The following is a 25,750-nucleotide window of genomic DNA, read 5'->3' as shown; positions in this document are numbered from 1 at the left end:
GCCTGTATATTTCAATCTGCAGCATCAAGGCACTTAATTCTTTTTAAAATATGAAAACAGTAGAAACTTTTCTATGGGATATTCGTATAGATAGGGGGAAATAAGAAATTTAGAAATTTTATTTCACCATATTTATCACTTAATTCTTTCTATTACAAAAAAAGTTATAATTAGAAAGATAGTCTATTAAAGGAGGATATATATTGAAAATTTCAGCAATTAAGCGTGAAGCAAGAGAATATTTGAAAGGAGAATGGGGGAAGGCAGTTGGACTCACATTCCTATATTTTATTTTAAGTGCAGGTGTTAATCTGTCGATTGAAATATACGCGAGCGGCGGATTTATGAATTGGATTTATCAAGATTATGCACCCCCGCAGGCGACGATACTAAATACTATTATTAGCCTTCTATTAATTCCTTTATCTATATCGATTGTATGGTTTTATCTTGACATTGTAAGAGAAAAAACCACAGAGATTTCTCAAGTTTTCACCATATATACAGACGTAAAAACAATGCTTAAACTAATTGGAACGTCTATTATGATTGGTATTTTTACTTTTTTATGGTCCTTATTATTATTAATTCCTGGTATTATTAAAGCACTAGCATATTCACAAACTTTTATGCTTTTAAAAGATCATCCAGAGTATTCAGTTTTCGAAGCAATTACGGAAAGCAGACGAAGAATGAAAGGCTATAAAGGAAAGTACTTTTTATTAAATTTAAGCTTTATAGGATGGGGCATTTTATGTTTATTCACATTAGGAATCGGTTTTCTATGGTTGGCACCATATATATATACATCTAATGCCACATTTTATCAGAATTTGATTGCTGACAATGAGAAAGAAACCATTTAATTTTTTTATAGACCAGAAAACACCATTCAACCTTGTGTTTTCTGGTTTTTTGATGGAAGCTGAATTTAATTTTTGAAGTTTTCTTCAATGAAAAATTATATTGAGCATATAAAAAACTAATAATAATTTTAAAATTATTAAGCAATTAAATTCAAGTGTCCATAAAGATACGATACAGTTAGTTAACAATAGATTGTGATAGATAATGATAAGGAATTTTTTTATTTTGTCTCACTATCTAGAGTATACTTTGTAATGAGATATGATTTGCTGAATTTTTAATTGCTGTGTATAATATATATTATGTAAACTAGAATAAAAAGTCATTATAACCTCCAATTCTATTCTTTAGTTTTATAAAAAATTGCTGAAATTTTTAATCCACTATTTCTTTTCAACTATTACCAATTATGCTAATACAACTAAATTATTTTAACGATCATTTGCAGCATCAATGCACTTATAATAACCACCAAAAGAGTTTTTGCTGCTTTTTGAGAAACTTTAGGCAATACGAGTAATCCAATCTGTGATCCAATAATAGAACCAACTGCCATACAAATGGCATAATACCAATTAATAAAACCGTTCTGATAATAAATAATAAATCCTCCTGTACAGCTGCCAAGAATAATAACTCTTGTCATTTGCACAGCTTTTATATAGGTGAAATTACTTTTTAAATAAAATAAAATACTAAATGTGGCGGATCCTGGTCCAAATCCCCCATCATATGCTGCAATAAGGAAAGGGATGTATAATCTTTTCTTTGTTGTTTTTTGTTGTTTTTGCTTTTTATCTTGTTGTATAGTAGCAGTCCATTGTTTATTTTTTATTGTTACTATTAAGGCAAAACAAAGTAATGCAAACGCAATGATATTCATCGTTTCTTCCTGTATATTTGTAGTTACTAGTGCTCCCCCTATTCCACCTAAAACAGCGATTAGGATAGTAATTAATAGAAAGTGGACACTTAGCTGTTTGTTTCTTATTAAATAGAAAACACTAGAAAGTGCCGCAATTCCTGAGGAAAACTTATTAGTAGCAATACTTGTTTGAATGGGAATACCTGTTAACATCATACCAGGAACGGTAATTAAGCCACCCCCTCCTGCTAATGTTCCAATAAAGGAAGCTCCTAGACCAATTAACATTAATGTGAATAGTTGATAATTCCCCTCTCTTCTTCCTAAAAATGCTGTTGCTAGTCCGATTGATACTAGCATGATTAGAATAATACAGAAAAAGATTTTTTGTCGTGTTATTTGTTTCTGTTGTAGTTTGCTTTCTTCTTTGATCATCGGTAAGTTCATGATTATAGGCTCCTTTTTACCATTTCTAATAAAAAGGTTATATAATTATAATAGATAAGTCTAATATATATTTCTTAAGGATGTATAAATATTATTTATAGGAGTGAAGATTAGTGAACCTTCATGCTCTTCGTATATTTATCACTGTTGCCTCTGCAAAAAGTGTTACAGATGCAGCAAGAGTTCTTTCTATTAGTCAGCCTGCTGTAACTATGCAAATCCGAAATTTAGAAAAAGAAACAGGATTGACATTAATTGAGTCTGCGGGAAGAGGAATTAAATTAACAAAGGAAGGAGAATTTTTATATAAGCAAGGGGAACGTTTATTTGATTTAGAAAGAGATATTGAGGGGAAAATAAACCAACTGAAAGCTGGAATACTAGATAATATCAAAATAGCATCCACATATTTACCGGCTAATTTTTTATTACCTTCTCTATTAGCAAAATTGAAAATAGATAATCCTTTACTCCTTATAGAGTTATATAGTGGTAACTCAAACGAAGCGATTGAGAAATTACTCCGCTATAAAGTAGATTTAGCTCTTGTTGTAAAAGAACGGTGGGAGCAACCAGAATTGCATCTCACACACATAATGGATGTTGATTTTTGGTTCATCGTTCCGCGAAAGCATAAATTTGCTGGCAAAGAAATTTCATTTTCACAGTTGGTTCAAGAGCCATTTTTAGTAAGAGAAAACGGAAGCTCAACAAGAGACATGTTATATTCTTTGTGTAAAATTCATGGTGTGAACCACCCTCCTGTTGGATTGCAATTTCACGGCTTAAACGAATCTATTCATTCAGTTATTGCTGGTTATGGAGTCATGTTAGCTCCTTCTCTTGCAGTTAAGGAACATGTGCTTCGTAAGGAAGTAGGTGTGGTTAAGGTGAAAGGAGTTGAAATTAAACGGCCAATATTCCTTTGTAGACGCAATGAAAACGTAGAGCTTTCCCCTCTCGTTAATCAATTACTGCATGCACTAAACAATATGGATTATACGAACTAAAATTGGCATTTTTAGATGTTTGATGAGGTTAAGTATTTTAGCTTTTGCTTGAATACTTTTTGCTTTCCAAGGAACGAGTGGTGAGATTCCTCTTTTTAATCTCATCATTGGAATCTCACCAGCTCTGCTAATTCCTTAGGAATCTAGATAGAAATATATATCATTAATAAATAGAAAATTAGTGGTTATTCGATATTTTAATCCTTATTTATCCCCCCTCTCTATTCATGTCTTATTAGTTTGCAGTTCTACTTTCTCAAAGTGATAAATCAATGTTTTGTAATCTTCCTTCACACGTGGAATGGTCACTCCTGCATAGTTAAGCTCACTGCCTGAATATAGTCTTCCGGTTGCTAAATCCTTATAGATTGCAAGATCTTCCAGATAATAAACAGGGAGATAGTTAACTGGCACAGCAGGCCGTGCTATCCCGTTAAAATAAACAATTATCGCTTCTTTTTCATTTTTAAACATCCAAGCACTTTCGAAATATTCTCCTGGCGCTTTCAATCGATAAAATTTTCCGAACTGAAAAAGCTTTCTCTGCTGTTTATAAAAAGAAATTTGGTTTTCTATTTCTCGTAGTTCCTCTTCCGCTGCTTCTGTTAAATCTAACTCGTATCCAAGATTGCCACTCATTGCAACCCTTCCCCTTGTTTCTAGTGAAGTGATCCTTCCCACCTGATGGTTAGGCACGGTAGAAACATGTGCTCCCATCATAATCGGAGGATAAAGCAAACTATATCCATATTGAATTTTTGTCCTGCATAACGCATCTGTATTATCGCTTGTCCAAGTCTGGGCCATATAATGCATCATTCCAGGGTCAAATCTGCCCCCTCCGCTTGAGCAATTTTCAAATAGTACATTCGGAAATTGCTTTACTAATGTATCGAGGATTCGATATAAACCTAGTATATATCGATGACTAATCTCCCCCTGCTGATCTTTAGGAAAAGCGGTACTGCCAATATCGGTTAAATGTCGGTTCATATCCCATTTAATATAATCGATTTTGCCTGTTATTAAATATTTCGATAATACATTTATTAAAAACTCTTGTACTTCTGGATTAGATAAATCTAGGACTAACTGTCTTCTTCCTTCTATGGGCTTATATCCATGGGTATGGATAACCCAATCAGGGTGCGCATTAAATAGCTCACTATTTGGGGAAATCATTTCTGGTTCGAACCATAAACCAAACTTCATTCCTTTATTTTTCACCGTCTCGGCTAAACCAGCTATCCCGTTTGGCAGTTTATCTTTATTCTCCATCCAATCACCAAGGGAGGAAGTATCGTCATTTCGTTTTCCAAACCAGCCATCATCTAATACAAACATTTCTATGCCTATTTGTGCTGCAGCCTCCGCTAATTTCTCACTTTTTTCTTCTGAGATATCAAAATAATTAGCTTCCCACGTATTTAATACAATTGGCCGCTCTTGATTTCGAAATGACTTAGGGCAAAGATACTGTTGATAAAGTGTATGGAAAGTATGACTCATCTCATTTAACCCATGATTAGAATAAACCATCACAGCTTCTGGGGTATCAAAGCTGCCCCCAGGTGAAAGCTTCCATGAAAAACCTTCCGTATTTATGCCAAGTTGTACACGTGCTGAACCATATTGTTCTACTTCGACTTGTGCTTGGAAATTCCCGCTATAAATGAGATGAAATGCACGTACTTCTCCGCTGAATTCATCTGTATTTGGATTTAAAAGTGCTAAAAACGGTTGATGCTGTGGACTGCTTACACCACGAGTACTTTCTATTTTTTGAATTCCATTTTGCAATTTCCTTCTACTTATGTTTGCTTCATTTGTATGAGATCCGTAAAGAGTTAATAAATCAAAAGTAGCTGCCGCGATATCTACTTGAAGACTTCCGGCATTATCAAGGAATACATCTTGTTGCCCGTGATTAAGAAAAGCCACATGTCTTGTTATAACCGGCAGTTGTTCATAAAGATGATAGTAAAGCTTCATTTCCAGCTGCTGAATATCATCATATAAAGTAATAATTAATGTCGTAACAGTAGTATCCTCTCCTTCTAATGTAGGTAAACCTTTCAGTGGCTGTTTCCCGGATAGGATATCAAATTTCTTAAAAATAAAATCAGTGCGTGTTTGATTGGTATGCGAACGTATTGTATAATTCGCGATTCGATGATCACCGCTTTGTTGTGTACTTGTTTCCAGAGGTAGTGCGTTTAAGCTAAACACTCTCTCTTCAGGAAACGGATTAGTGGCAAAGCCGCGATCTATCATTTGAAGCTGAGTGCTTCCATTAAAACTTTCTAGTCTTCTTCCCCAATATCGATGGCAGACATATTTATCTTTTTCTATGGAGAGGACATAACTTATTTGCTTGTTTTGTAAATGAAGTGTCTTGCCATCCTTTTCAAGAAATATAGGCAATGAAGTACCTCCTTGCATACGTTTTTCTATCTATACCAGTCTATTTCACTCATTAAATATTAAGGATCGAACATTATTTGCTTTCTGATTGTATTAAGGTTAAAGCTTTATCTCCTACCTTAATATCTGAATCCTTAATACTATTAATCTCTAAATATTCAAAAGAATTTGTGACAATCATCATCACGGTAGAATCAAACCCTGCTTCTTTGATTTTCGCCATATCAAATTCTCCTAGCAAGTCTCCTTTTTTCAACTTTTGACCTTGCTTTATATAGGTTTTAAACCCATCCCCTGCCATTTTTACTGTATCTATCCCGATATGCAGAAGAATTTCTGCACCTTTCTCTGATTGAATTCCATATGCATGGTTAGAATTACTAGTAACTGTCACAACTCCATCGATTGGAGCATAAATTTTTCCAAAACGCGGAATAATGGCAATTCCTTTTCCCATTGTACCAGAAGCGAAAACAGGATCATTTACACTCGTTAAATCAACCGCTTTCCCCTCAACTGGTGCCGTAATCTCTTCACTAAATGCTCTTTTTCTATTAATCGTAGTATCTGTTTCAGATGTTTCAGTACCTTGAGAATTAGAAGATGGAACATTCAATTTTTTTCGTCCATAAAGCATTGTAGCTGCAAAAGCGAGCACAAAACTAATAACAACTCCAATCATAAACATGGGAATTGCTTTTGGGCTGATAGCGATAAAGCCAATTATTCCTGCAGGACCTAAAGATACATTACGCACTCCAGTGAATCCCATAAATGCTGCTCCTATACCTGCTGCAACAAGGCCGATAAAAAACGGGAATTTAAGTTTTAAATTAACCCCAAATAATGCTGGCTCTGTTATTCCTAACATTGCTGAGAAAGAAGCTGAGGACGCTAATCCCTTTTGCTTTTGGTTTTTTGATAAGAAGAAGATCGCTAAACATGCTGCTCCTTGTGCTACGTTAGCAGCTGATGCGATTGGAAATAGAAAGCTTCCTCCTGTTTTTGCAATATCCGCTAGCAATTGTGTCTCTATTGCTGGGAAGGATTGATGCAATCCTGTTAATACAACTGCAGAATATCCCAATCCAAATAAACCATAACCAACTCCACCAAGTGTATTAATTAACCAGAGTAATCCATCTGTTAATTGATTGGAAACACCTCGTAATAATGGCCCAACAAATGCAAATGTGACAAAACCAGTAATAATTACGGAAAACAATGGTGTGAATGTAAAATCAACTGCATTGTTTAAATGCTTATGGAAGAACTTTTCAAGTGTTGCCAAAATCCAAGCTACTCCAATCACGGGTAATACTTGGCCTTGATAGCCGGCTTGAGCGATATGTAAGCCGAATACATCCCAATGTGGCATCTGCCCTGTAGCAACAGCTTCTGCTACCCCATAGCCATTTACCAGTTCAGGCATAACAAGCATCATCCCTGCTGCTGCTCCCAGATAAGGATTTCCGCCAAAACGTTTTGTTGCAGAAAAACCAATTAAAATTGGTAAGAAGGCAAATGGTGCAGAGGCCATTAAGTTGACGATTTCTGCAAAACCTTTAATACCGGGGACCATTTCAACAATAGATTTTGGCCCGAATAAACCTTCTCCTGTTAAGACATTATTTAAGGCCATTAGCAGCCCGCCTGCAACTAAAGCTGGAATTAGCGGAACGAAGATATCGGATAAGAGCTTTACTAATTTCATGACAGGATTCGTTTCCTTTTGTGCCGTTACTTCTTTTAAATCAGCTTTTGTTGCTTCACCAACACCAGTGATGCTGATTAATTCTTTATACACTTCATTTACGTCACCAGGACCAACGATAATTTGGAATTGACCATTCGCTTCAAATGTTCCTTTTAAATCTGGATCATCATCTAAAGCTGTTTGGTCAATCTTTTTTGTTTCTTTTACAACAAGTCTTAATCTAGTTGCACAGTGTGTAGCAGCAATTAAGTTATCTTCACCCAACGCTTTGGCTACACGTTCAGCTACTTCTCTGTGTTTCATGTGAATTCCCCTTTCTATTAAATCGCTTTCAAAACCTTTTGCACGATTAATTTAACATCGTTTTTATTTTATGTCAAACGTTTATCATAAAAATTTATTTGATTTAAATAATTATAATAAATGTAGTTAAATTAAACAGGAAAACGTTTGACATATTTTTGAGAACGTTTTAAAATGCCCTTAAGTACACTTATGAACTACAATGAAGGAGTTTTAATTACATGACAGATATTGTTAACAATTGGACACGAGATCTTAGATATAAACCCTATTCAGAATGGGACATTGACTATAAGAACGCTTTAAGTAAATCAGTGGAAAACTCCAAGTGGCGTACTGGGTATCATATTGAGCCCAAAACCGGTTTGTTAAATGATCCAAATGGCTTCTCATTCTTTAATGGGAAATGGCAGCTCTTTTTTCAGTACTATCCTTTCGGAGCTGTACATGGTTTAAAAAGCTGGTATCACTTAGAAAGCAAGGATTTAATACACTGGGAAGAAAATGGGATTGCCCTACAATCTGACAATAATTATGATTCACATGGGGTTTATTCAGGTTCAGCTTATCCCATTGATGAAGACAAGCTCTTCCTTTTTTATACTGGAAATGTTAGGGACAAAGATTGGAATCGATACAGCTTCCAAAATGGGGCTTTTATGTATAAAGACGGAACCATTCATAAATTTCCTAAACCATTGATTAACCAGCCAAATGAAACAACAGATCATTTTAGAGATCCGCAAATTTTTTGTTATCAAGATCAATTGTATATGATTATTGGTGCTCAAAAACAATCAGATAAAAAAGGGGCTATCTTTCTCTACAAAGCATTAGAAAATGATATTAAAAATTGGACATTGGTTAGCGAATTAGCATTTTCTGATCAAGAACTTGGCTTTATGATTGAATGTCCGAATCTTATTTTTATTGAGGAGGTACCTGTTCTCTTATTCTGTCCACAAGGAATATCTAAAAGAATTCAATCATATGAAAATATTTATCCGAATATGTATACCGTTGGAGAAGCGTTTGACCCGGTTAAGGCGGCAATCACTAAGACAACAAATTTGCAAAATCTAGATGAAGGCTTCGATGTCTATGCAACACAAGCATTTAATGCTCCTGATGGCAGGGCCCTTGCGATTAGTTGGATTGGATTACCGGAAATTAATTATCCGACAGATAAAGAAGGTTATCAAGGTTTATTAAGTTTAGTGAAGGAACTTACATTACAGGATGGGAAGCTAAAACAATATCCAGTTAAAGAAACAATTAAATTGCGTGAAATAGAGAATTCATTTTATGAGTCATTTGACGCGAAGACCAATCGATTTGAACTTGAAGTAAGCGTACCCGCAAATGAAATTGTGAAAATATTGCTCTTTTCAAATGTAGATAAAACCCGTTATTTAGCCTTTACACTCGATTCGGTAAATGGTAAAGTTTCTGTAGACAGAGAATATGCTGGCCAACGTTTTGCGCAAGAATATGGTTTCCAGCGAGAAGCATATGTTTCGAAGAATACAGAAATTAAAGTAAATATATTTGCTGATACCTCCGTTTTTGAGTGCTTTGTAAATGAAGGAGAACGAGTTATTACAGGGCGTGTTTTTCCAGATGAATCACAAACATTTATTTACCTGCATTCTAAACGTAATCTCAGCGGTACAATATGGAGACTAAATAATCAGAAGAGGTAAATTAAAATGGTTGCAAAATTAACCGATGTAGCCAAATTAGCTGGGGTGAGTCCTACGACGGTCAGCCGTGTTATTAATAAAAAAGGCTATCTATCAGAAAAAACAATTGCTAAGGTTCATGAAGCAATGAGAGAGCTTCATTACCAACCAAATAATCTTGCTCGCAGTTTGCAGGGGAAGTCCACAAAGCTAGTTGGATTAATTTTTCCTGCTTTGAATAATGTCTTCTATGCAGAATTGATTGATCATTTAGAACGAGAACTTTTCCGTGCGGGGTATAAAACAATCCAATGTAATAGCGAACATAATTCGGATAAAGAACGGGAGTACATTCAAATGCTCCAAGCAAATCAAGTAGAAGGAATAATTGCAGGTGCACATAATTTAAACCATGATGATTACACGAATATCAAGGCCCCTATTATAAGCTTTGACCGTTTCCTTGCACCTAATATTCCCATTGTAAGCAGTGATAACTATCAGGGCGGTGTTTTAGCGACACGCTCCTTGCTCAACCATGGTATCCAAAAAATAATCATGTTGACTGGAAGCAATGATGTTAAATCACCAACCTATTTACGGACAAAGGGCTATATAGATGAAATGAACAATGCTGGTTTACAACCAAGAATATTTTCCATAAACGGAAGCTTTACTCCCTTGAGAAAATCGGTGGAGATAGCTAAAATTCTTAAAACAGAGCAGCCAGAGGGAATCTTTTGTTCAGATGATATGAAAGCACTTTTAGTTATAAATGAAGCGGAAAAACTTGGTTTAACATCACCACAAGATTTTAAACTAGTCGGATATGATGGAACTTCCTTTATAGAGGATTATTTCCCTAAACTAACTACGGTGAAGCAGCCTCTCGGAGAATTGGCTAAGCTTTGTGTAGAGCTTCTTATTCAAAAAATAGACGGAGTAAATGATCAGGAAGACCGTTATGAAATCCCCGTAAAACTAATTAGCGGGCAAACAAGTTGATTTTCGCCTTGTTTGCCCGTTTGTTTTCTCATGTTTATGAATGTCTTGCTAAAACAATTATTTATTTCTTAATTAAAAGCCCTCATTAATTAAGTCAGCTATTACTCCTGAAGCAGCTTTGCTTCCCTGGCTTGCAGCGTTTATCAACTGTGGTGGTGTTAATAGAGTATTATCTCCACTTGCGTATACTCCTTCTATATTTGTCCGCCCAAGAGCATCGGTTTCCACTCCACCCATCTTATTTAATATACATCCAAGTGATTCAGCAAAGGGAACGGCTTGTTGAAGTTCGGCTGTGACAAAACCACCTTCTCTATCGATCTCTTCCCCATTTTTAAAGATAATCTTTTGCAATTGTCCGTTATCGCCTTGCAGTCTGTCTATCTCATGTGCGATTACTTTAATATTTTTGTTATTTAGCGTGTCAAGTTGCTCATTCGTAAGTATCTTCTTGCCGTTTGTACAAACGATAATGTTTCTACTCCAATTAAAAAGCAATTTGGTTAAATGAAAAGTATGATCATTTTCTGCCAATACTGCTAAAGCTCGATCTTTAAGTTCCCAACCATCACAAAAAGGACAACTAAATATGCTTTTTCCATAAAAATGATGCAAGCCAGCAATATCGGGCAGAATATCAATCAGTCCAGTAGATAATATAATTTTCTTTGCCTGATAAGATTCATTTTGATCGGTAAAAATGGTGAAGTGTTTATTTACCTTTTTAATGTCTGTTACTCGCTGGCTTTTAAAGGATACATCGGGATATTTTTTTAATTCTTCTTTCCCAATTTGTTTAAATTGGGAAGGCTTAATACCGTCTCTTGTTATGAAGCCGTGTGATTCTTGGGTAACGGAATTTCGAGGTTTATCGTCGTCGAATACAATCGTCTTCATTCGTGCTCTTCCAAGAACAAGTGAGGCATTTAAACCGGCGGGTCCTCCACCTATAACAATACAATCTAACAATGCTTTTTCCTCCTTTATAATAATAACATATATTAAAGACTCTTAATATCCGTAATTAGATTAAAAATAAAGATGAGTTATCACCTTTATTTTTTACTTAGAATTATGTTCAATTTGATTAGCAATATCGCGTATATATTTTTGGCTTAAATGTTCACGCATCTTTGTTTCAGCCTCTAACATGACATTTTCAATTAAGCACTCGCCATTTTTTCTATTATCATGCTCCAATGAACAGCTAAACAAAGATGTGTTTCCCTCAATAGCCGTAATTACATCTAAAAAGGAAATTTCCTCGGCACGTTTTATAATACCATAACCACCATTAACACCTGGTGTTGATTCAATTAAGCCAGCTTTAACAAGTTTAGTTAAGATTTTCGATAGATATGTTGGAGATAAATCTTGGATTTTAGCTAATTGATCTACCCCTACAGCTTTCCCTTGTGGTGCAAGTGTCAAATATACCATAGTGTGTAATGCATAATTCGTTGCTCTTGAATACTTCATAATACTACCTCTTTACGGATATATTAAAGATCTTTAATGTCTATAATTGATTATATAGAAAGAGAGAGAAGAAAACAAGTTTTAAAGGGAATTTCCTTTTATTAAGGAGAACTCCCTTCCTATTTACTGGTATGCCTCTATCCCTAGTAATTCATCGAGACCGACTATTTCAAAGTCTCTTTCCTGAATAGTTTCAATTATTTTTGGTAATGCCTTTGCAGTTTCTGTTTTTTCTGAATCTGAATGCATTAAAATAATATCGCCGTTTCGCAAATGATTGGTGACATTTCTAATAATATTCTCTGCCTCCATTTGTGACCAATCAAGTGTATCGATGGACCAAATGATAATAGAATATCCTTTTAGTTCGGCGTTTTTCATTAGCGTTTCATTTGTTTCTCCATATGGTGGGCGAATCATTGCAGGTTCTTTTCCAATAATTGATTGAAGAGCATTGCCTGCCCGTGTTATTTCCTCTAATTGTTGGTTCTTATCTAAACCAGATAAGTCAACATGATGATAGCTATGGCTCAAAACTAAATTCCCGTTTTTATAAGCATTTCTTACAACTTGCGGATGTTTTTCTGCTTCACTGCCGATAAAGAAAAAATTCCCTTTCACTTTATATTGCTGTAATATTTCAATGATTTTTGGGGTAATGATATCATCAGGACCATCATCAAAGGTTAAAGAAACTTTCTTTTCATTCCGCCCATTGATGTATACATTCGCATTATTATCTTGGAATTTCACAATCTCCCTCCTCCAGTTTTGCATCGTTTCCCATTGTTTATTGGTAAGTTGATTAGATTCGCCTTGGATAGTTAAGGCATATTTCTCTTGTATCCCTCTAACTTTGTGATAGATAGATAAATGGTCTATTCTGTTGGTTTTATTTAAAATTATAAACTTAAGCTGAACATCTTCACTAAGGTTATAGACAATTATTTGTTCACCGTTCCCTACTCTAATTTCTGCTGGTTCCCCTATTTTCTTTTTTAAATCCGATAGAGATAATCTATTTAATCGCTTTTTATTGGAACGAATATCATAAATATCGCCTTTTGCAGTATATCCAAATACGGTATCCTTATCCTTATAGATGGCATAGTACCCTTCTCCTACTTGATCTGTTTGATCCGGCTCCCCCCATTGGCTAATTACTTGTTCGATGGTACTTGTAAAGATATTAAAGGAACTTGTATCCGTCATGCCTCTATTTGCTGCTTCTACTAGAACAGTTATATAGTCTAAAGTTAGCTGCCTATTCTTTTGTTCTGGATTTATATGACTCTTCTTAAGATTTTCTGATTCTTTTTGTAACGGAGCACTACAGGCTACGATGAAAACACATTGTGATAGTGCGACCAAAAAAAGCAAAAGCTTTCTCTTCAGCTTCGTTCACTTCCTTTCTGCTTTCCTACTATTTAATGTAAAGGTTCGTGTATTCGTTTGCAATAATTAATAATTAATAATTAATAGTAGTGATTCTCCCTTATTCTCATCTGATTTTAATAAATCTTCTTTATAATGATGACTTTCTGATTTTTACCAAAAAAGTAGGTGTTTAAAAAATGAATATGGAAACCTTATTACAGTTAAATACGATCTTTATCAGTATTATCATTGAGGCATTGCCCTTTATTCTAATTGGGGTTCTTATTTCGGGTATTATCGAAATTTTTGTCTCAGAGGAACTTATTGCAAAAATGATGCCGAAAAATCCAATCCTGGCCATTTTATTTGCTTCTTTAGTTGGAAGCATTATTCCTGCATGCGAATGTGGAATTATTCCTATTACAAGGCGGTTAATTTTAAAAGGTGTACCGGTTCCTGCCAGTATCGCCTTTATGCTTACCGGACCAATTATTAACCCAGTAGTTATGTTCTCGACGTATATTGCTTTCGGGAATAGCTGGAGAATGGTAATTCTTCGTTCTGTATTGGCGCTTGTTTGTTCTATTCTTATTGGACTTGCTCTGCATAAATCAGTAAAGCAATCGCCGCTGAAAAGTCATGTGATTGAACACGTGCACATTCACTCTTTTAAAGACCGAATCGAAGCTATGTTCAAGCATTCGATCGATGAATTTTTCTCTGTTGGAAAATACTTAGTTATTGGCTCGTTTATTGCTGCAGCAGTACAAACTTTAGTTAAGACTTCTACCCTTGTTTCAATAGGAAACGGTCAGGCTTCCTCTCATCTTGTTATGATGGGACTTGCGTACATATTAAGTCTTTGTTCCCAAGCAGATGCATTTGTTGCAGCGAGCTTTAGAAACAGCTTTTCTGAAGGATCTATTCTTGCTTTCCTTGTGTTTGGTCCTATGTTGGATATCAAAAATACATTGATGATGCTAAGCACATTTAAAGCTAAGTTTGTCATTCTATTAACTGGTCTAATTACAGTTTGCGTGTTTCTCGTAACAATTTTTCTATAAAGAGGTGAAAAAAACATGTTTCGAATATTCGTGTTAATAGGCTTTACTTATTTATTTCTACATTTACATGCAACTGGCGATATATCTAAATATATTAATATGAAATATGCTTATATTTCAGAGTCTGCTATCTATATATTTGTACTCTTTACAATTATATGTGTCTATAACTATGTAAAAAAGGATAAACATACACATGATGCATCGTGTAATCATTGTGGACATGATCATTCCCATGAAGAAAATAGCTGGTGGAAACGTGGATTTACGATTATAACATTGCTTATTCCTATTCTTACTGGTTTAATACTTCCAGTGGCTACCCTTGATTCGAATATTGTGGAGAAAAAGGGACTCTATTTCCCTGCATATGATGAAGGAGATGAATATAGTCAGCATCAATTCCTGCAGCCAAATACGAGTAGCTATTATGGCAAAGAAGGCTATGCAGAAGTGATGGATAAGGGCTTAGATAAAATAAAGAATCTCCCTGAAATTAAATTAGGGGAAGATAATTTTTTAAATGATTTGGAAACAATCTATAATTATCCAGGTCAATTTATGGATAGAAAAATTACGTTGACAGGATTTACTTACAAGGAAGAGGATTTAACCAATAATCAGCTGTTCCTGCTGCGCTTTGGGATTATCCATTGTATTGCTGATGCTGGTGTTTTTGGAATGCTTCTTGATATTCCGGATGAATTGAAAAGAGAGAATGATCAATGGCTCCAAGTAACAGGTAAGCTTGAAACAGTGTACTATCAACCATTTAAGAAAACCATTCCGATTCTTAAAGTTACAGATTGGAAGTCCATTAATCAGCCAGATGACCCTTATGTATATAGACAGTATTAAAAAAAGGAGAGAATGTTTGCTTATATGCAGCACTTCTCTCCTTTTTTTTATATATATTTTTCCATGCGAATATCATCCCACATTCTATCTTGATAATAAGTGAAGAATTTATTTTTGCCAATTTCTTGATATCCAAGCTTTTTATATAATTTATGTGCGTTTTTATTAAATTCAAATACGCCTAACTCAATCCTGTTAAACCCTTGTTTTTTGATCTGCTCTTCTAGATAGATTAATGATGTTGATCCGACACCTTTTCCTCTTGCAACTTCTTCGCCAATTGTAATAGCGATCCAAGCGGTCCCTTGTTCTTTCCTATATAGATGAATGGGATCAATCGTATAATTCATTTCTCCAACAAGAATATCATCTAAATAAATAGCATACATGTGGTAATTGGTTAATCGTTTTGTTATTTCCTCTTTTGTAACAAGTACGTAGTTTTCTAAATCCTCTTTATTTCTGCAAGGATGAATGAACGGGATAAGTCTTGGGTCATTTTCCCACTTATTTAAACAAGAAATTAATTGATCAGTTGGATTATCTATTTTTTTAAAGGAAATGTTCATATTTGGTTCCCTCACCTTTGTTTATTCTTTTCTTATTATAAGCGAAGATTAAGCAAGTTTGTTTAAAAATATTTAAAATGAATGGAAGGTTTGTCTTTTTAATGACTAGCATGTTTATCGTTCTAAATTATTTCTTTTATCCATATTAATTTTAATATCCGAAAAAACTTCCTTTAAAGGAGTGTTATTGAATGATTACTGTCCATTATTTTGAAAATAGTACCAATGTATTGACCCAATTACGGCAAGACATACCGAATATTGATCAACCTGTAAAAATAAAAGGACGAAAAGGCAAAGTCCTTTCCGTGAATCAATTAAAAGAAGAGGTATATCAAGTAAATGTGGAATTTGAAAAGGTGGTAAAAAAAGCCGTACTTGCAGTAGATAATAAAAAAAGAAAGCGTTAGATATTGTATAGGAGATATCATTTGTATGATGTCTTCTTTTTTATAATTCCGGTAACATTTTTTATAAAATACATAATTCGCAGGGGATAGACAAACGCTATTTAATAAATAGTTTTAAAGGGGAGTAGAAAATGCTAAGTAATAAAGTTAGTCGCGTAGCTTTAATTGGCGCTGGATTTGTTGGATCTAGCTATGCCTTTGCTTTAATGAATCAAGGAATTGTAGATGAATTATTATTAATTGATCTAAATAAGGACAAAGCATTTGGCGATGTGATGGATTTGAATCATGGCAAGGTATTTGCCCCTAATCCAATTAGTATTAAATATGGGGAATATAAAGATTGTGCTGAAATGGATTTAGTTGTCATATGTGCAGGAGCCAATCAAAAACCAGGAGAAACCCGTCTTGATTTAGTGGAAAAGAATTTAAAAATCTTTAAATCCATTGTCGAACAAGTAATGGCAAGTGGATTTCATGGAATATTTTTAGTTGCTACAAACCCAGTAGATATTCTAACCTATGCTACTTGGCGCTATAGTGGTTTGCCGAAAAATCAAGTCATTGGCTCTGGTACGATACTGGATACCGCAAGATTTCGCTATTTACTAGGAGATTATTTTAAAGTTGCTCCTACTAGCGTTCATGCCTATATTATTGGAGAACATGGGGACAGTGAACTTCCTGTCTACAGTGCGGCAGATGTTGCTGGTATTCCAGTTTATAAGTTAATGAAAAGAGCTGCTCATTATAAAATGGAAGATTTAGATAATATTTTTGTGAATGTTCGGGATGCGGCTTACAAGATCATTGAAGGAAAAGGTGCAACCTATTATGGGATTGCGATGGGACTTGTACGGATAACAAAAGCAATTTTAAGTAATGAAAATAGTGTATTAACGGTTTCTGCCTATTTGGATGGCCAATATGGGGAAAAGGATGTCTATATTGGTGTTCCCGCCGTTATAAATAGAGAGGGAATACGAGAAGTTATCGAGTTGGAATTAGCTTTAGATGAACAAGAAAAATTTCAGCAAAGTGCTGCTATTTTAAAAGATATTCTTAAGCCTCACTTTACCTAACACTCTAAACCTTCTGTTTGTTGAAATGAAGAGATATTTCTATCCAAAAATAGCCCACACCCAAATTCTCTAATTTACATACTTTATAAAGTAAGTAAATTAGGAAAGGTGTGACAGAATGGATTGGAAGAAATACCTTCTTATAGCAGCTGCTACTTTCTTGATTCTTTTTTCTGGAATTGTTACTGTTTTGCTTTTTCAAACAAATAAAGTGGAAGCAGATAAAGAGCAAGGCAATTCAGTCAATTCCGAGAGTAATGCCACAACAGAAAGCGCTCCAGGCGATATTAATATTTCAGTAACAAATAACATCCAGAATATAGTTGGTGGCGAATCTAAAGCAACAATTGAAAATAAGGTGAAAAATGACTTAGAAGATAAGGATGCTGCTATTGACAATAGCATTGATAATAAAACAGAAAAAGAAGCATCTGTCACTATTAATAATACTATTGAAAACTTGTTAAAAGGTCAGATAAATGGTACGACAAATAATAATATTACGAATAATATTCTCTCTAGTAACAAAGCAGAGCTAGCGAATAATATATTGAATGATTTAGATTTAAATGTGGATGTTAATGTCTCCAATGAAGTTAATACCAATGGAAAGAAAGAATCATCCAATAATGAAAATGGGGATACAAACAATAACGAAAATAATAAAGAAGATAATGGTAAGAAAGAAAACGACGGGAACGAATCAAACGGAAATAAGGACAACAAGGAAGAAACATCCTATTTATGGGGAATTGATTCTGCTAGTGAAACAACAGAGGATTTTCTTGCTTGTGTAAGAGATAACTTTGGAGATCCTAAAGTGATTGCGCGCTATCTAGGAACAAATGAAGGTGTTTCTCATGGCTTAACGGCAGATCAAGTCGATTTAATTCATTCCAATGAAGCGGATATCTTACTCATATATAATGGGTTTACAGACGCAACAGGATATGATAATGGTGTAAGTGAAGCAAAGAAGGCAATTGAGTTGGCTAAGGAGCTTGAAGCTCCAGATGGTGTCGCCATTTTTGCGGACATAGAACCCAATTATCCTGTGGATGCCGCCTTTATAGAAGGATGGTATGCCGAAGTTAGTAAATCTACCTATGAGCCTGCTATTTATGGTATTTTTGATAAAGATGAAGCGTTAACTGCTTCCTTTAATCAAGCTGTAAAAAACAATGCGGAAATAAAAGATAATACATTTCTATGGTCTGCCTCTCCTAATATTGGGATAACTACAGAAGAAGATGCCCCCGAATTTAAAGTGGATGCACCGGAAGAGTCGCTTGCATATGGATGGCAATATGGTATTAATGATGAAACATGTAATATAGATACTAATCTATTTGACAGCAACCTGACAGATGTATTGTGGAAACATTAAAAAATGGACATCTTACTAACGAATAATTCGGAAAGTAAGATGTTCGTTTTTTAAATCTAGAAATTTGGAAATCACATAATAATTTTTCGAAGTCGCGTTATAGGAAGTTATAAGTGTCTGCCTCTCCATCCGCCATTGATTTCAAGTCGAAATCGCATGAAATCAGAGATAAGTCTGGCAGTCTTCCCTTCTTGATTTCGTTCTCTAGATTTTGATTGGACACAATGAAGTAATTTTTCGTCACAATAGCGACAAGAACCATATGTCTCTATACATTGATCATGCCTTTGGCAACAGGAGTCAACATAATTGATAGGTGCACCAGGACCACTGCAGCCGGGACCGCAATATCGATAACCGCCAGGCAGACATAGTTTAATCGTTTTCCTTCTTTTCTTTTGCATTCTCTGATTCTCCCTTCTATATAGATTATGAAGCTTGTAAAAAATAGCTTGGGAAATCAATCTAAAAAAAGAAAACTTCCATATGAAAAATTGTTTCATAAACAATAAAAGCTTGTCCAAAGGAATACTTCGGACAAGCTTTTATAAGTTAGCTTCGTTTTTTGAAGATAGTGGAAATAATTTCGTCGGTTGACATATCGCTTTTAATTTTAAACGATCCCAGCCTTAAGTATTCTGCTACGCCTTTTTTATCTACTTTTTGCGAGAATTGCAAGGCGGTTTCTTTAATGATTTTTTCATCATGTAAAATGCTTCCTACATCATAACTAGTCATACCACTTGAAACTGTAACAGTAACTGTTTTAACTTCCTCTTTTTTCTTATCTTCTTCTTTTTTGTCATCTTTCTTTTCTTCAGAAGTATTAGATTCAGATGCTTGTTTCTTTACGTCATCTTCTTTTTTCTTTGCTTCTTCAGAAGTTTGTACAACATAACCACTGCTTGTTAAGATATCTTTCATTTCTTCAACAGTTGGCGTATTTGCTGCATCACTTGCTACTTTATCTACTTTTTGGACATTATTGTTTGTTTCAGCATTCGCTGTATCATCCTTCGTAGAAAAATAGACAATGCCGCTAACAGAAGTTGCTAAAAGAACTCCCGCTGCGAAACTTGTAATTATTGATGGCTTCATTGTAAAACACTTCTCCTTTCCTCTTTTCCAGTTAAGTAAGGAGCTAACATTTCTTCTACTTCAGCTTGAGTAAGCTTTTTTTGAGCTGCAATTGTTTCAACTGAATACTTACGTCTATGCAAGTCAAGCACTTCTCGTAAAACCATTCGGTCTTTAGAAGCTAGCTGAACGCCTGTTTGTTTTTCTAATATTTCTATGTCCAACTCAAGATGGCGTATTTGTTTTTGCAACTGTGCTATTTCTTCCATCACAGAAAGGTGAATTACATCTATTTCACGTTGCTCTGATTTTGACGTTTGTTTTGCTTTAATTACGGAAGTAATGAGCAAAATGGCTGCTGCAATAAACAATATGGCTAGTGTCCATTCCATTTTAAAGATCCTCCCTCTTTCAGAATCTAGTTTCCTAAGTATCTATTATACATTCTTTTTCATTATTTTTCGATGATATTCTACAAAATCCTTCAATAGTTAGATGAGTTGGGATAATTTTGCAACTTTTATTATATGAAAATAGTTGCAAACAGCCGTGTTGTCAATTGATTTTTCCAAGAATAATCGAAATTAATTAAGGATAGTTTTAATGTTGAGTCCTTATACCTATGAAGAAAAAGATTCAAAGACATTGCCTTTGAATTCAATTTTTTATTGTTTAGTAATTTGATAGCCGTTTTTTCCTGATTTTTTCATTTGATACATAATTTTATCAGCGTTTTGCATTAATGTTTCGATATCCCTCCCATGATATGGATAGATACTGATACCGATACTGCAAGAAATAGAATAAAGTTTATTGTCCATTCGAAGAGGATGATTAAAAATAGCAAGTAATCTCTTAGCATAATTTTCTAATTCATGTTCTGTATTCATATCCTTAATGATAAGAATAAATTCATCTCCACCCAAACGACATAAAAAATCAGTTTCTCTTATTGATCCTTTCATTCTCGCTGCAAGGAGTTTTAATGCTCGATCACCGTATTTGTGCCCTAATGAATCATTTATTTGTTTAAAGTCATCAATGTCTATAAATAGTAAAGCAAATGAATGGCTTTCATTCTGGAATTCTATTAATTCAGACATGGTTTTATATAAATAGCGCCTATTAGGCAGTTCTGTTAATGTATCGTATAGAGCTTGGCGCTTAATAATTGCTTCATATGCCTTTCTTTATGATATATCTCTTGCGATGTGGAAAGAAAATGAACATTTTGATGGGTAGCTTTATGACTGACAATAGTTTGCGATACAGGAACTTTTTTCCCGTTTGCGTTATATAGGACATTCTCTCCTTGCCATATACTTTTCTCATTTGAAATGCCATTCTTACTTAATTCAACAAATTTATTTGTCCAAAGTTGTGCATTCACAGATTGTAAGTCTTCTGCACTTTCAGATATGCCAAGAAAGGATCGAGCAGAAGGATTTAAATAGGTGGTATTTCCATTGCTGTCTGCAGTCGCTATGAAATCTGGAGAAGCCTCAATTATATCTAGTAATTGTTGCTCGCTCTTGATTTTTCTTCCATAAGGTAATGTCCCGATTGATTCCACTATATCCGATTGCTATGTTTTGACTATTTATTATAGGCTTCGCATTTGTTTCAATCAATACGTCATAGCCATTTCGGTGTATCATAGTGAAGTCCATATTATAGAGAGTTTTGTTATTTTCTTTAGCTGTTGAAAGTTTTGTTTTTAGTGTTGGAATTTCATCTGCTTTTATATAAGAAAACAGAGATTGTCCTAGTATTTCAGCAGATGAGTAACCTAATATCTCCTCAACAATTGAATTGGAATACGTAAATTGCCAATGTTCGTTTAATTGCCATATCCAGTCACTTACATGTTCAACAAGTATACGAAAAAAATCAAGAGATGGCGTATCATTTACATTCATGGTTATGTCCCCTACCAAAAATAATTATAGGCAAATAGGTATTTTCTGTATTTTCTTTTTTAAAATTATTATATCATTGTCAGTCTATTATTAAAAGATTTCCTCTTTTTCAAGAGAAGTATGGACTATTTCATTTTGTTTTTTGCCAAATATACAATTCTATTATAAATAGAAAAAAGTTTTCTAAAAATGTGGTACATGCTCTCCTTATTGAATACGTTAATTATAGACGTTTATATTAGGAGGATCTTTATGGATAGTATTTTATATTATATTGCCTTGGGTTTGTCTTTAGCAGCGCCGATAGGACCAGTGAATGCTGCTGTTATAAACAGAGGGCTTAGATATGGATTTCATCATGCGTGGGTTCTGTCGTTAGGTTCTCTCCTAGGTGATGTATTTTTTATCATTCTCGTATACTTTGGCGTAGCAAAATTGGCTAATATCCCAATTGTTCAAACTTTTCTTTGGTTGTTCGGTGCATTTGTCCTCATATATACAGGGATAGAAGGTATCATGACTAAAACTAGCACTATATCAAGGAGTGGTAAAGACAATAATTCTATGTTTCGGTCATTTGTTACTGGATTACTGATGAGTATTATGAATCCGCTATCGATTATCTTCTGGCTAGGAATATATGGATCTATTTTAGCCTCTACTATACATAATTTTAGTACAAGTACGGTACTTCTATACACGGGATGCATGTTATTTGGCGTAGCGATTTGGGATATTACCGTATCTGTACTGGCTAGTTTTTTCCGAAATGTCGTATCTGAACAGCTAATCACTATTGTTAGTAGAATTTCTGGACTTATTCTTATTCTATTTGGAGGATATTTTGGGATTCGGGGAATTCAGTTCTTTTTATAATTGCAGCTGTTTCTTTTATTCTCCAGCAGAATCAATTCCTTTACTATATAGAGAAAAGTTGTCTAAATAATAGACTATTTGAAATGAAAAGTGACTATTAGAAATGTCTCCTAACATTATATAAGGCAATTTTAGGATCATTTCTAATAGTGCACTACTTAAAGAGCTTTCGATTGAACCAAACCTTCTAATTGCTCTTGGATATTTTCTGTAACCATTCCTCCATGAAAGCAAACTATTTGTTTAATCGGATAAGCTAAAAGCTTTTTTAGGGATTGAATCGCAAGCTCCATATTTGGTGTGTTTACTGGATCTGGATGCTGTAATCGGCCATCTTCAGCAAGTAAGGCATCTCCAGCAACTAAAGTACCGGATCTTTTATGAAACAGGCTGATATGTCCTGGCGTATGTCCAGGTGTATGAATAATCTCTATACCTCCATCTATGTCTAATAGTTGGTTATCATGTAGAGAAGCAGTAACTTTTGCCTTTGGTGGATGGAGATAAATAAATTTAAATGGATCAGGAAGTGATTCCCATTCTTTTTCGCTAAAATTATCAGGATTTGCTTTTAATAAAGGTATATCCCCTTCAATAAAAGGTATATCTCCTTCATGTGCGTAAATTGTTAAATACTGCGTACAAGCGGTTAATATCTCTGGTAAGCTACCTATATGATCAATGTCTTGGTGTGTTAACAAAATTCCCGTTAAGTCCTCCAAGGATTTATTTGCTTTAGCCATCACTACATTTATATCTTCCATAAACCCAGGCATTCCTGTATCGATTAATAAGGTTTGTTTTTCATCCCATATAAGGGTTGGGTGAATGACAAAGGAATTTTTTTCAATCGTCAAGATCTCTATTCCTTTTAATTCTGCCATAATATTGTTCCCCATCTCTGATAGTTTTTTTATAAGTATAGCGTTTTCGTTTTAATTAGTAAAATATAAATTTGTAAGTATGGGGATGATGTTTAGATTTGAAATAGGCGAAGAAGTAAATAGGTTAAAAATCGAAGCGGCTCGGCGCTCGCTCCATGGTAAAAGAAGTGTTTTCAGTTTGCAGACGATTCCTCCAAACTCCTTTCTTAAAATAAAGAAAACCCAAACGATTACCGAAAATCCTCTTAGTATTCTCCGTATAATCGTTCGAGTTTATCTTGGTTGGAAAACTTAGTCCCAGCCGCTTTTTTTTCTTATTTCATTAATTTACAAATATTATTCGTAAATTCGACAGGATCTTCAATAGACAGACCTTCAATCAATAGGGCTTGATTATATAAAAGGTTTGTATAAAGAGCCACTTTATCTTTGTCCTTTTCATAAGCCTCTTTTAATGATTGGAAAATTTCATGATTTTTATTAATTTCTAACACTTTGTCTGCTTTGATATTTTGATTGTCCGGCATCATACTTAACACTTTTTCCATTTCAATCGAAACTTCCCCTTCTGCAGTTAAGCATACAGGATGTGATTTTAAGCGGGTAGACACTTTTACGTTTTTGACTTTGCCAGAGAGAATCTCCTTCATGTAATCAAACAACGCTTTGTTCTCTTCCGTTACTTCTTTTTCCTCTTTTTCTTCCTCTTGATCAAGTCCTAAATCTCCACTTGATACAGATTTAAATTCCTTCTCTTTATATGCTGCAATCATTTTTATCGCAAATTCATCAATATCATCTGTTAAATAAAGAATTTCAAAGCCTTTATCTGCTACTAATTCTGTTTGTGGAAGTTTTTCGATACGATCAATCGAGTCACCAGCTGCATAATAAATGAATTTTTGATCTTCTGGCATTCTTTCTACATATTCATCTAATGATACTAGTTTTTTCTCTTTAGATGAATAGAATAAGAGAAGATCCTGTAACATTTCTTTATTCATCCCGAAATCATTATAGACTCCGAATTTGATTTGTCTTCCAAAGGAGTTATAGAAGGATTCATACTTTTCTCTTTCATCCTTTAAAAGGCTGAGGAGCTGGCTCTTAATTTTCTTTGTTAAGTTCTTTTCAATCCGTTTTAATTGACGATCATGCTGCAGCATTTCTCTTGAAATGTTAAGGGATAAATCTTCAGAATCAACCATCCCTTTGACAAAACTAAAGTAATCTGGCAGCAAGTCCGCGCATTTCTCCATAATTAAGACACCATTTGAATAGAGCTCTAGGCCTTTTTCATACTCTTTAGAATAATAATCAAACGGTGTTTTTTCAGGAATGTAAAGTATTGCATTATAACGAATTGCTCCGTCTACACTAACATGAATATGCTTCAATGGCTTATCATAGCCATAACGTTTTTCTTCATAGAAATTTTGATAGTCTTCTTCTGTTAACTCATTTTTATTCTTTTTCCAAATGGGAACCATACTGTTAATGACTTGTTCTTCGCTAACTTCTTCATACTCATTTTCTGTGCCTTCTTTTAGCTTACTTGTCGTTACATCCATTTTAATTGGGTAACGGATAAAGTCAGAGTATTTTTTAATAATCGATTTTAAACGATATTCTTCTAAAAATTCATCATACTGCTCTTCTTCTGCATTTTCTTTAATTGTAAGGATAATATCGGTACCGATTGTTGATTTCTCCGTTTCTTCAATGGTATAACCATCAGCACCTTTTGACATCCATTTATAAGCTGTATCACTATTCAGTGATTTAGTAATAACGGTTACTTCATCTGCGACCATAAACGCTGCATAGAAACCTACACCGAATTGCCCAATAATATCATGGCCATCCTTCGCTTCATTTTCCATTTTGAAAGCAAGGGAACCACTTTTAGCAATTGTACCTAAATTTGCTTCTAATTCTTCCTTTGTCATTCCAATACCAGTATCAGAAATGGTTAACGTACGGTTTTCTTTATTAGCAGTAATTTTAATAAAATAATTATCTTTTTCAAAATTAATAGAGTCATCTGTTAAAGCTTTATAATAAATTTTATCAATTGCATCACTAGCATTTGAAATTAACTCACGTAAGAATACTTCCCGCTGCGAATAGATGGAGTTGATCATCATTTCTAATAAACGTTTGGATTCCGCTTTAAATTCTTTCGTTTCGATCAATTTTCCTGCACCCTTTCTTCTTTATCTTATGTAATAATATTAGCACTTAAATGTGATGAGTGCTAATCTATTAATTAAATATCATATTTCATAAGGGATGTCAATTAATGTTATTATAGAGGAAAAGAATGATTGATGTGGTTGGCACATAAGAACTTTATGGAATATAATTGCCACTAAGGATTGTGAAATTGGTGGTTAACAGGCCTAAAAATACCAAAAAGGAGACACAATTTTAAATGTGTCTCCCATC

Annotated in this window: 25 protein-coding genes; 10 read left to right on the top strand and 15 right to left on the bottom strand. The window is 34.3% G+C overall.

What is annotated here, in order from left to right:
* Positions 1 to 203: 203 nt before the first annotated feature.
* Entirely contained in the window at positions 204 to 866 is a 663-nt protein-coding gene (locus tag NSS71_RS06615; RefSeq protein ID WP_095257263.1) for a DUF975 family protein, read from the top strand.
* A 422-nt stretch (positions 867 to 1,288) separates the two neighbouring features.
* Here NSS71_RS06615 and NSS71_RS06610 read toward each other — a convergent pair whose 3' ends face one another.
* Positions 1,289 to 2,179: a sulfite exporter TauE/SafE family protein gene (locus tag NSS71_RS06610; protein WP_082138235.1), complete on the bottom strand. Its 891-nt coding sequence runs from the start codon at positions 2,177 to 2,179 to the stop codon at positions 1,289 to 1,291.
* Between the two features lie 113 nt (positions 2,180 to 2,292).
* Here NSS71_RS06610 and NSS71_RS06605 point away from each other — a divergent pair, with 113 nt between their 5' ends.
* The gene (locus tag NSS71_RS06605; RefSeq protein WP_047940659.1) at positions 2,293 to 3,189 is read left to right on the top strand and encodes a LysR family transcriptional regulator; all 897 of its coding nucleotides are present in this window, start codon (positions 2,293 to 2,295) and stop codon (positions 3,187 to 3,189) included.
* 225 nt (positions 3,190 to 3,414) lie between these two features.
* Here the strand turns inward: NSS71_RS06605 and NSS71_RS06600 are convergent, their stop codons facing one another.
* Both NSS71_RS06600 and NSS71_RS06595 read right to left on the bottom strand, forming a co-directional pair.
* Entirely contained in the window at positions 3,415 to 5,613 is a 2,199-nt protein-coding gene (locus tag NSS71_RS06600; RefSeq protein ID WP_336044676.1) for an alpha-galactosidase, read from the bottom strand.
* A gap of 73 nt (positions 5,614 to 5,686) precedes the next feature.
* Positions 5,687 to 7,633, bottom strand: coding sequence for a sucrose-specific PTS transporter subunit IIBC (locus NSS71_RS06595; RefSeq protein WP_328282899.1), 1,947 nt, complete (start codon positions 7,631 to 7,633; stop codon positions 5,687 to 5,689).
* A gap of 221 nt (positions 7,634 to 7,854) precedes the next feature.
* On the opposite strand from NSS71_RS06595, the gene NSS71_RS06590 reads away from it, so the two are divergent.
* Together NSS71_RS06590 and NSS71_RS06585 are read left to right on the top strand one after the other, a co-directional pair.
* Positions 7,855 to 9,336: a sucrose-6-phosphate hydrolase gene (locus NSS71_RS06590; RefSeq protein ID WP_061796158.1), complete on the top strand. Its 1,482-nt coding sequence runs from the start codon at positions 7,855 to 7,857 to the stop codon at positions 9,334 to 9,336.
* A 6-nt stretch (positions 9,337 to 9,342) separates the two neighbouring features.
* Entirely contained in the window at positions 9,343 to 10,320 is a 978-nt protein-coding gene (locus tag NSS71_RS06585) for a LacI family DNA-binding transcriptional regulator (protein WP_047940663.1), read from the top strand.
* Positions 10,321 to 10,392: 72 nt separating this feature from the next.
* Here the strand turns inward: NSS71_RS06585 and NSS71_RS06580 are convergent, their stop codons facing one another.
* The 3 genes from NSS71_RS06580 to NSS71_RS06570 form a co-directional block, all read right to left on the bottom strand.
* Positions 10,393 to 11,289 carry an NAD(P)/FAD-dependent oxidoreductase gene (locus NSS71_RS06580; RefSeq protein ID WP_047940664.1) on the bottom strand — a complete coding sequence of 299 codons (897 nt, stop codon included), beginning with the start codon at positions 11,287 to 11,289 and terminating at the stop codon, positions 10,393 to 10,395.
* Positions 11,290 to 11,382: 93 nt separating this feature from the next.
* The gene (locus NSS71_RS06575) at positions 11,383 to 11,799 is read right to left on the bottom strand and encodes an RrF2 family transcriptional regulator (RefSeq protein ID WP_047940665.1); all 417 of its coding nucleotides are present in this window, start codon (positions 11,797 to 11,799) and stop codon (positions 11,383 to 11,385) included.
* A gap of 123 nt (positions 11,800 to 11,922) precedes the next feature.
* A complete protein-coding gene (locus NSS71_RS06570; RefSeq protein ID WP_341151369.1) occupies positions 11,923 to 13,179 on the bottom strand; it encodes a polysaccharide deacetylase family protein in 1,257 nt (418 codons plus the stop codon).
* A gap of 194 nt (positions 13,180 to 13,373) precedes the next feature.
* On the opposite strand from NSS71_RS06570, the gene NSS71_RS06565 reads away from it, so the two are divergent.
* Positions 13,374 to 14,240, top strand: a complete 867-nt coding sequence (locus NSS71_RS06565; RefSeq protein WP_047940666.1) for a permease — start codon at positions 13,374 to 13,376, stop codon at positions 14,238 to 14,240.
* A 15-nt stretch (positions 14,241 to 14,255) separates the two neighbouring features.
* A complete protein-coding gene (locus NSS71_RS06560; protein WP_047940667.1) occupies positions 14,256 to 15,098 on the top strand; it encodes a TIGR03943 family putative permease subunit in 843 nt (280 codons plus the stop codon).
* Positions 15,099 to 15,145: 47 nt separating this feature from the next.
* On the opposite strand, the gene NSS71_RS06555 is transcribed toward NSS71_RS06560, so the two are convergent.
* Positions 15,146 to 15,667, bottom strand: coding sequence for a GNAT family N-acetyltransferase (locus NSS71_RS06555; RefSeq protein WP_047940668.1), 522 nt, complete (start codon positions 15,665 to 15,667; stop codon positions 15,146 to 15,148).
* Between the two features lie 191 nt (positions 15,668 to 15,858).
* Between NSS71_RS06555 and NSS71_RS06550 the strand changes: the two genes are divergently transcribed.
* The 3 genes from NSS71_RS06550 (at position 15,859) to NSS71_RS06540 (ending at position 18,546) form a co-directional block, all read left to right on the top strand.
* A complete protein-coding gene (locus NSS71_RS06550; RefSeq protein WP_047940669.1) occupies positions 15,859 to 16,077 on the top strand; it encodes a hypothetical protein in 219 nt (72 codons plus the stop codon).
* A gap of 131 nt (positions 16,078 to 16,208) precedes the next feature.
* Complete coding sequence (locus tag NSS71_RS06545) at positions 16,209 to 17,159, top strand: L-lactate dehydrogenase (RefSeq protein WP_047940670.1); 951 nt, start codon at positions 16,209 to 16,211, stop codon at positions 17,157 to 17,159.
* Between the two features lie 118 nt (positions 17,160 to 17,277).
* Positions 17,278 to 18,546 (top strand): glycoside hydrolase domain-containing protein, encoded by a 1,269-nt coding sequence (locus NSS71_RS06540; RefSeq protein ID WP_053215579.1) that lies wholly within the window; start codon positions 17,278 to 17,280, stop codon positions 18,544 to 18,546.
* Between the two features lie 107 nt (positions 18,547 to 18,653).
* On the opposite strand, the gene NSS71_RS06535 is transcribed toward NSS71_RS06540, so the two are convergent.
* From NSS71_RS06535 to NSS71_RS06510, 6 genes are all read right to left on the bottom strand, one after another.
* Positions 18,654 to 18,950 carry a Parvovirus coat protein VP1-like protein gene (locus NSS71_RS06535; protein ID WP_047940671.1) on the bottom strand — a complete coding sequence of 99 codons (297 nt, stop codon included), beginning with the start codon at positions 18,948 to 18,950 and terminating at the stop codon, positions 18,654 to 18,656.
* A 148-nt stretch (positions 18,951 to 19,098) separates the two neighbouring features.
* Positions 19,099 to 19,644: a hypothetical protein gene (locus NSS71_RS06530; RefSeq protein WP_047940672.1), complete on the bottom strand. Its 546-nt coding sequence runs from the start codon at positions 19,642 to 19,644 to the stop codon at positions 19,099 to 19,101.
* Complete coding sequence (locus NSS71_RS06525; protein ID WP_047940673.1) at positions 19,641 to 20,015, bottom strand: hypothetical protein; 375 nt, start codon at positions 20,013 to 20,015, stop codon at positions 19,641 to 19,643. Before NSS71_RS06525 ends, NSS71_RS06530 begins: the two co-directional genes overlap by 4 nt.
* A 273-nt stretch (positions 20,016 to 20,288) precedes the next feature.
* A complete protein-coding gene (locus tag NSS71_RS06520; RefSeq protein WP_236691767.1) occupies positions 20,289 to 20,756 on the bottom strand; it encodes a diguanylate cyclase domain-containing protein in 468 nt (155 codons plus the stop codon).
* 5 nt (positions 20,757 to 20,761) lie between these two features.
* Complete coding sequence (locus NSS71_RS06515) at positions 20,762 to 21,196, bottom strand: PAS domain S-box protein (RefSeq protein ID WP_161798383.1); 435 nt, start codon at positions 21,194 to 21,196, stop codon at positions 20,762 to 20,764.
* A complete protein-coding gene (locus tag NSS71_RS06510; protein ID WP_047940675.1) occupies positions 21,126 to 21,542 on the bottom strand; it encodes a PAS domain-containing protein in 417 nt (138 codons plus the stop codon). Before NSS71_RS06510 ends, NSS71_RS06515 begins: the two co-directional genes overlap by 71 nt.
* Before the next feature lie 252 nt (positions 21,543 to 21,794).
* Here NSS71_RS06510 and NSS71_RS06505 point away from each other — a divergent pair, with 252 nt between their 5' ends.
* Entirely contained in the window at positions 21,795 to 22,418 is a 624-nt protein-coding gene (locus NSS71_RS06505) for a LysE family translocator (protein WP_047940676.1), read from the top strand.
* A 158-nt stretch (positions 22,419 to 22,576) separates the two neighbouring features.
* Here NSS71_RS06505 and NSS71_RS06500 read toward each other — a convergent pair whose 3' ends face one another.
* Positions 22,577 to 23,302, bottom strand: coding sequence for an MBL fold metallo-hydrolase (locus NSS71_RS06500; RefSeq protein WP_047940677.1), 726 nt, complete (start codon positions 23,300 to 23,302; stop codon positions 22,577 to 22,579).
* A gap of 314 nt (positions 23,303 to 23,616) precedes the next feature.
* Positions 23,617 to 25,494 (bottom strand): molecular chaperone HtpG, encoded by a 1,878-nt coding sequence (gene htpG / locus NSS71_RS06495; RefSeq protein WP_082138447.1) that lies wholly within the window; start codon positions 25,492 to 25,494, stop codon positions 23,617 to 23,619.
* Positions 25,495 to 25,750 lie beyond the last annotated feature (256 nt).

It is taken from the genome of Niallia sp. FSL W8-0951 (assembly GCF_038006525.1).
Classification (GTDB): Bacteria; Bacillota; Bacilli; order Bacillales; family Cytobacillaceae; genus Niallia; species Niallia circulans.
The sequence above is the reverse complement of the archived record's forward strand: the minus strand, read 5'-3'. Positions and strand labels throughout refer to the sequence as shown.

What these genes read in the sequence shown, in the direction of transcription:
- NSS71_RS06555 (WP_047940668.1), bottom strand. Translation starts at nt 15,667, where the DNA reads ATGAACATTTCCTTTAAAAAAATAGATAATCCAACTGATCAATTAATT.
- NSS71_RS06540 (WP_053215579.1), top strand. Translation starts at nt 17,278, where the DNA reads ATGGATTGGAAGAAATACCTTCTTATAGCAGCTGCTACTTTCTTGATT.
- NSS71_RS06560 (WP_047940667.1), top strand. Translation starts at nt 14,256, where the DNA reads ATGTTTCGAATATTCGTGTTAATAGGCTTTACTTATTTATTTCTACAT.
- NSS71_RS06545 (WP_047940670.1), top strand. Translation starts at nt 16,209, where the DNA reads ATGCTAAGTAATAAAGTTAGTCGCGTAGCTTTAATTGGCGCTGGATTT.
- NSS71_RS06550 (WP_047940669.1), top strand. Translation starts at nt 15,859, where the DNA reads ATGATTACTGTCCATTATTTTGAAAATAGTACCAATGTATTGACCCAA.
- NSS71_RS06610 (WP_082138235.1), bottom strand. Translation starts at nt 2,179, where the DNA reads ATGAACTTACCGATGATCAAAGAAGAAAGCAAACTACAACAGAAACAA.
- NSS71_RS06590 (WP_061796158.1), top strand. Translation starts at nt 7,855, where the DNA reads ATGACAGATATTGTTAACAATTGGACACGAGATCTTAGATATAAACCC.
- NSS71_RS06585 (WP_047940663.1), top strand. Translation starts at nt 9,343, where the DNA reads ATGGTTGCAAAATTAACCGATGTAGCCAAATTAGCTGGGGTGAGTCCT.
- NSS71_RS06535 (WP_047940671.1), bottom strand. Translation starts at nt 18,950, where the DNA reads ATGCAAAAGAAAAGAAGGAAAACGATTAAACTATGTCTGCCTGGCGGT.
- NSS71_RS06510 (WP_047940675.1), bottom strand. Translation starts at nt 21,542, where the DNA reads ATGAATGTAAATGATACGCCATCTCTTGATTTTTTTCGTATACTTGTT.
- NSS71_RS06505 (WP_047940676.1), top strand. Translation starts at nt 21,795, where the DNA reads ATGGATAGTATTTTATATTATATTGCCTTGGGTTTGTCTTTAGCAGCG.
- NSS71_RS06530 (WP_047940672.1), bottom strand. Translation starts at nt 19,644, where the DNA reads ATGAAGCCATCAATAATTACAAGTTTCGCAGCGGGAGTTCTTTTAGCA.
- NSS71_RS06575 (WP_047940665.1), bottom strand. Translation starts at nt 11,799, where the DNA reads ATGAAGTATTCAAGAGCAACGAATTATGCATTACACACTATGGTATAT.
- NSS71_RS06595 (WP_328282899.1), bottom strand. Translation starts at nt 7,633, where the DNA reads ATGAAACACAGAGAAGTAGCTGAACGTGTAGCCAAAGCGTTGGGTGAA.
- NSS71_RS06525 (WP_047940673.1), bottom strand. Translation starts at nt 20,015, where the DNA reads ATGGAATGGACACTAGCCATATTGTTTATTGCAGCAGCCATTTTGCTC.
- NSS71_RS06565 (WP_047940666.1), top strand. Translation starts at nt 13,374, where the DNA reads ATGAATATGGAAACCTTATTACAGTTAAATACGATCTTTATCAGTATT.
- NSS71_RS06500 (WP_047940677.1), bottom strand. Translation starts at nt 23,302, where the DNA reads ATGGCAGAATTAAAAGGAATAGAGATCTTGACGATTGAAAAAAATTCC.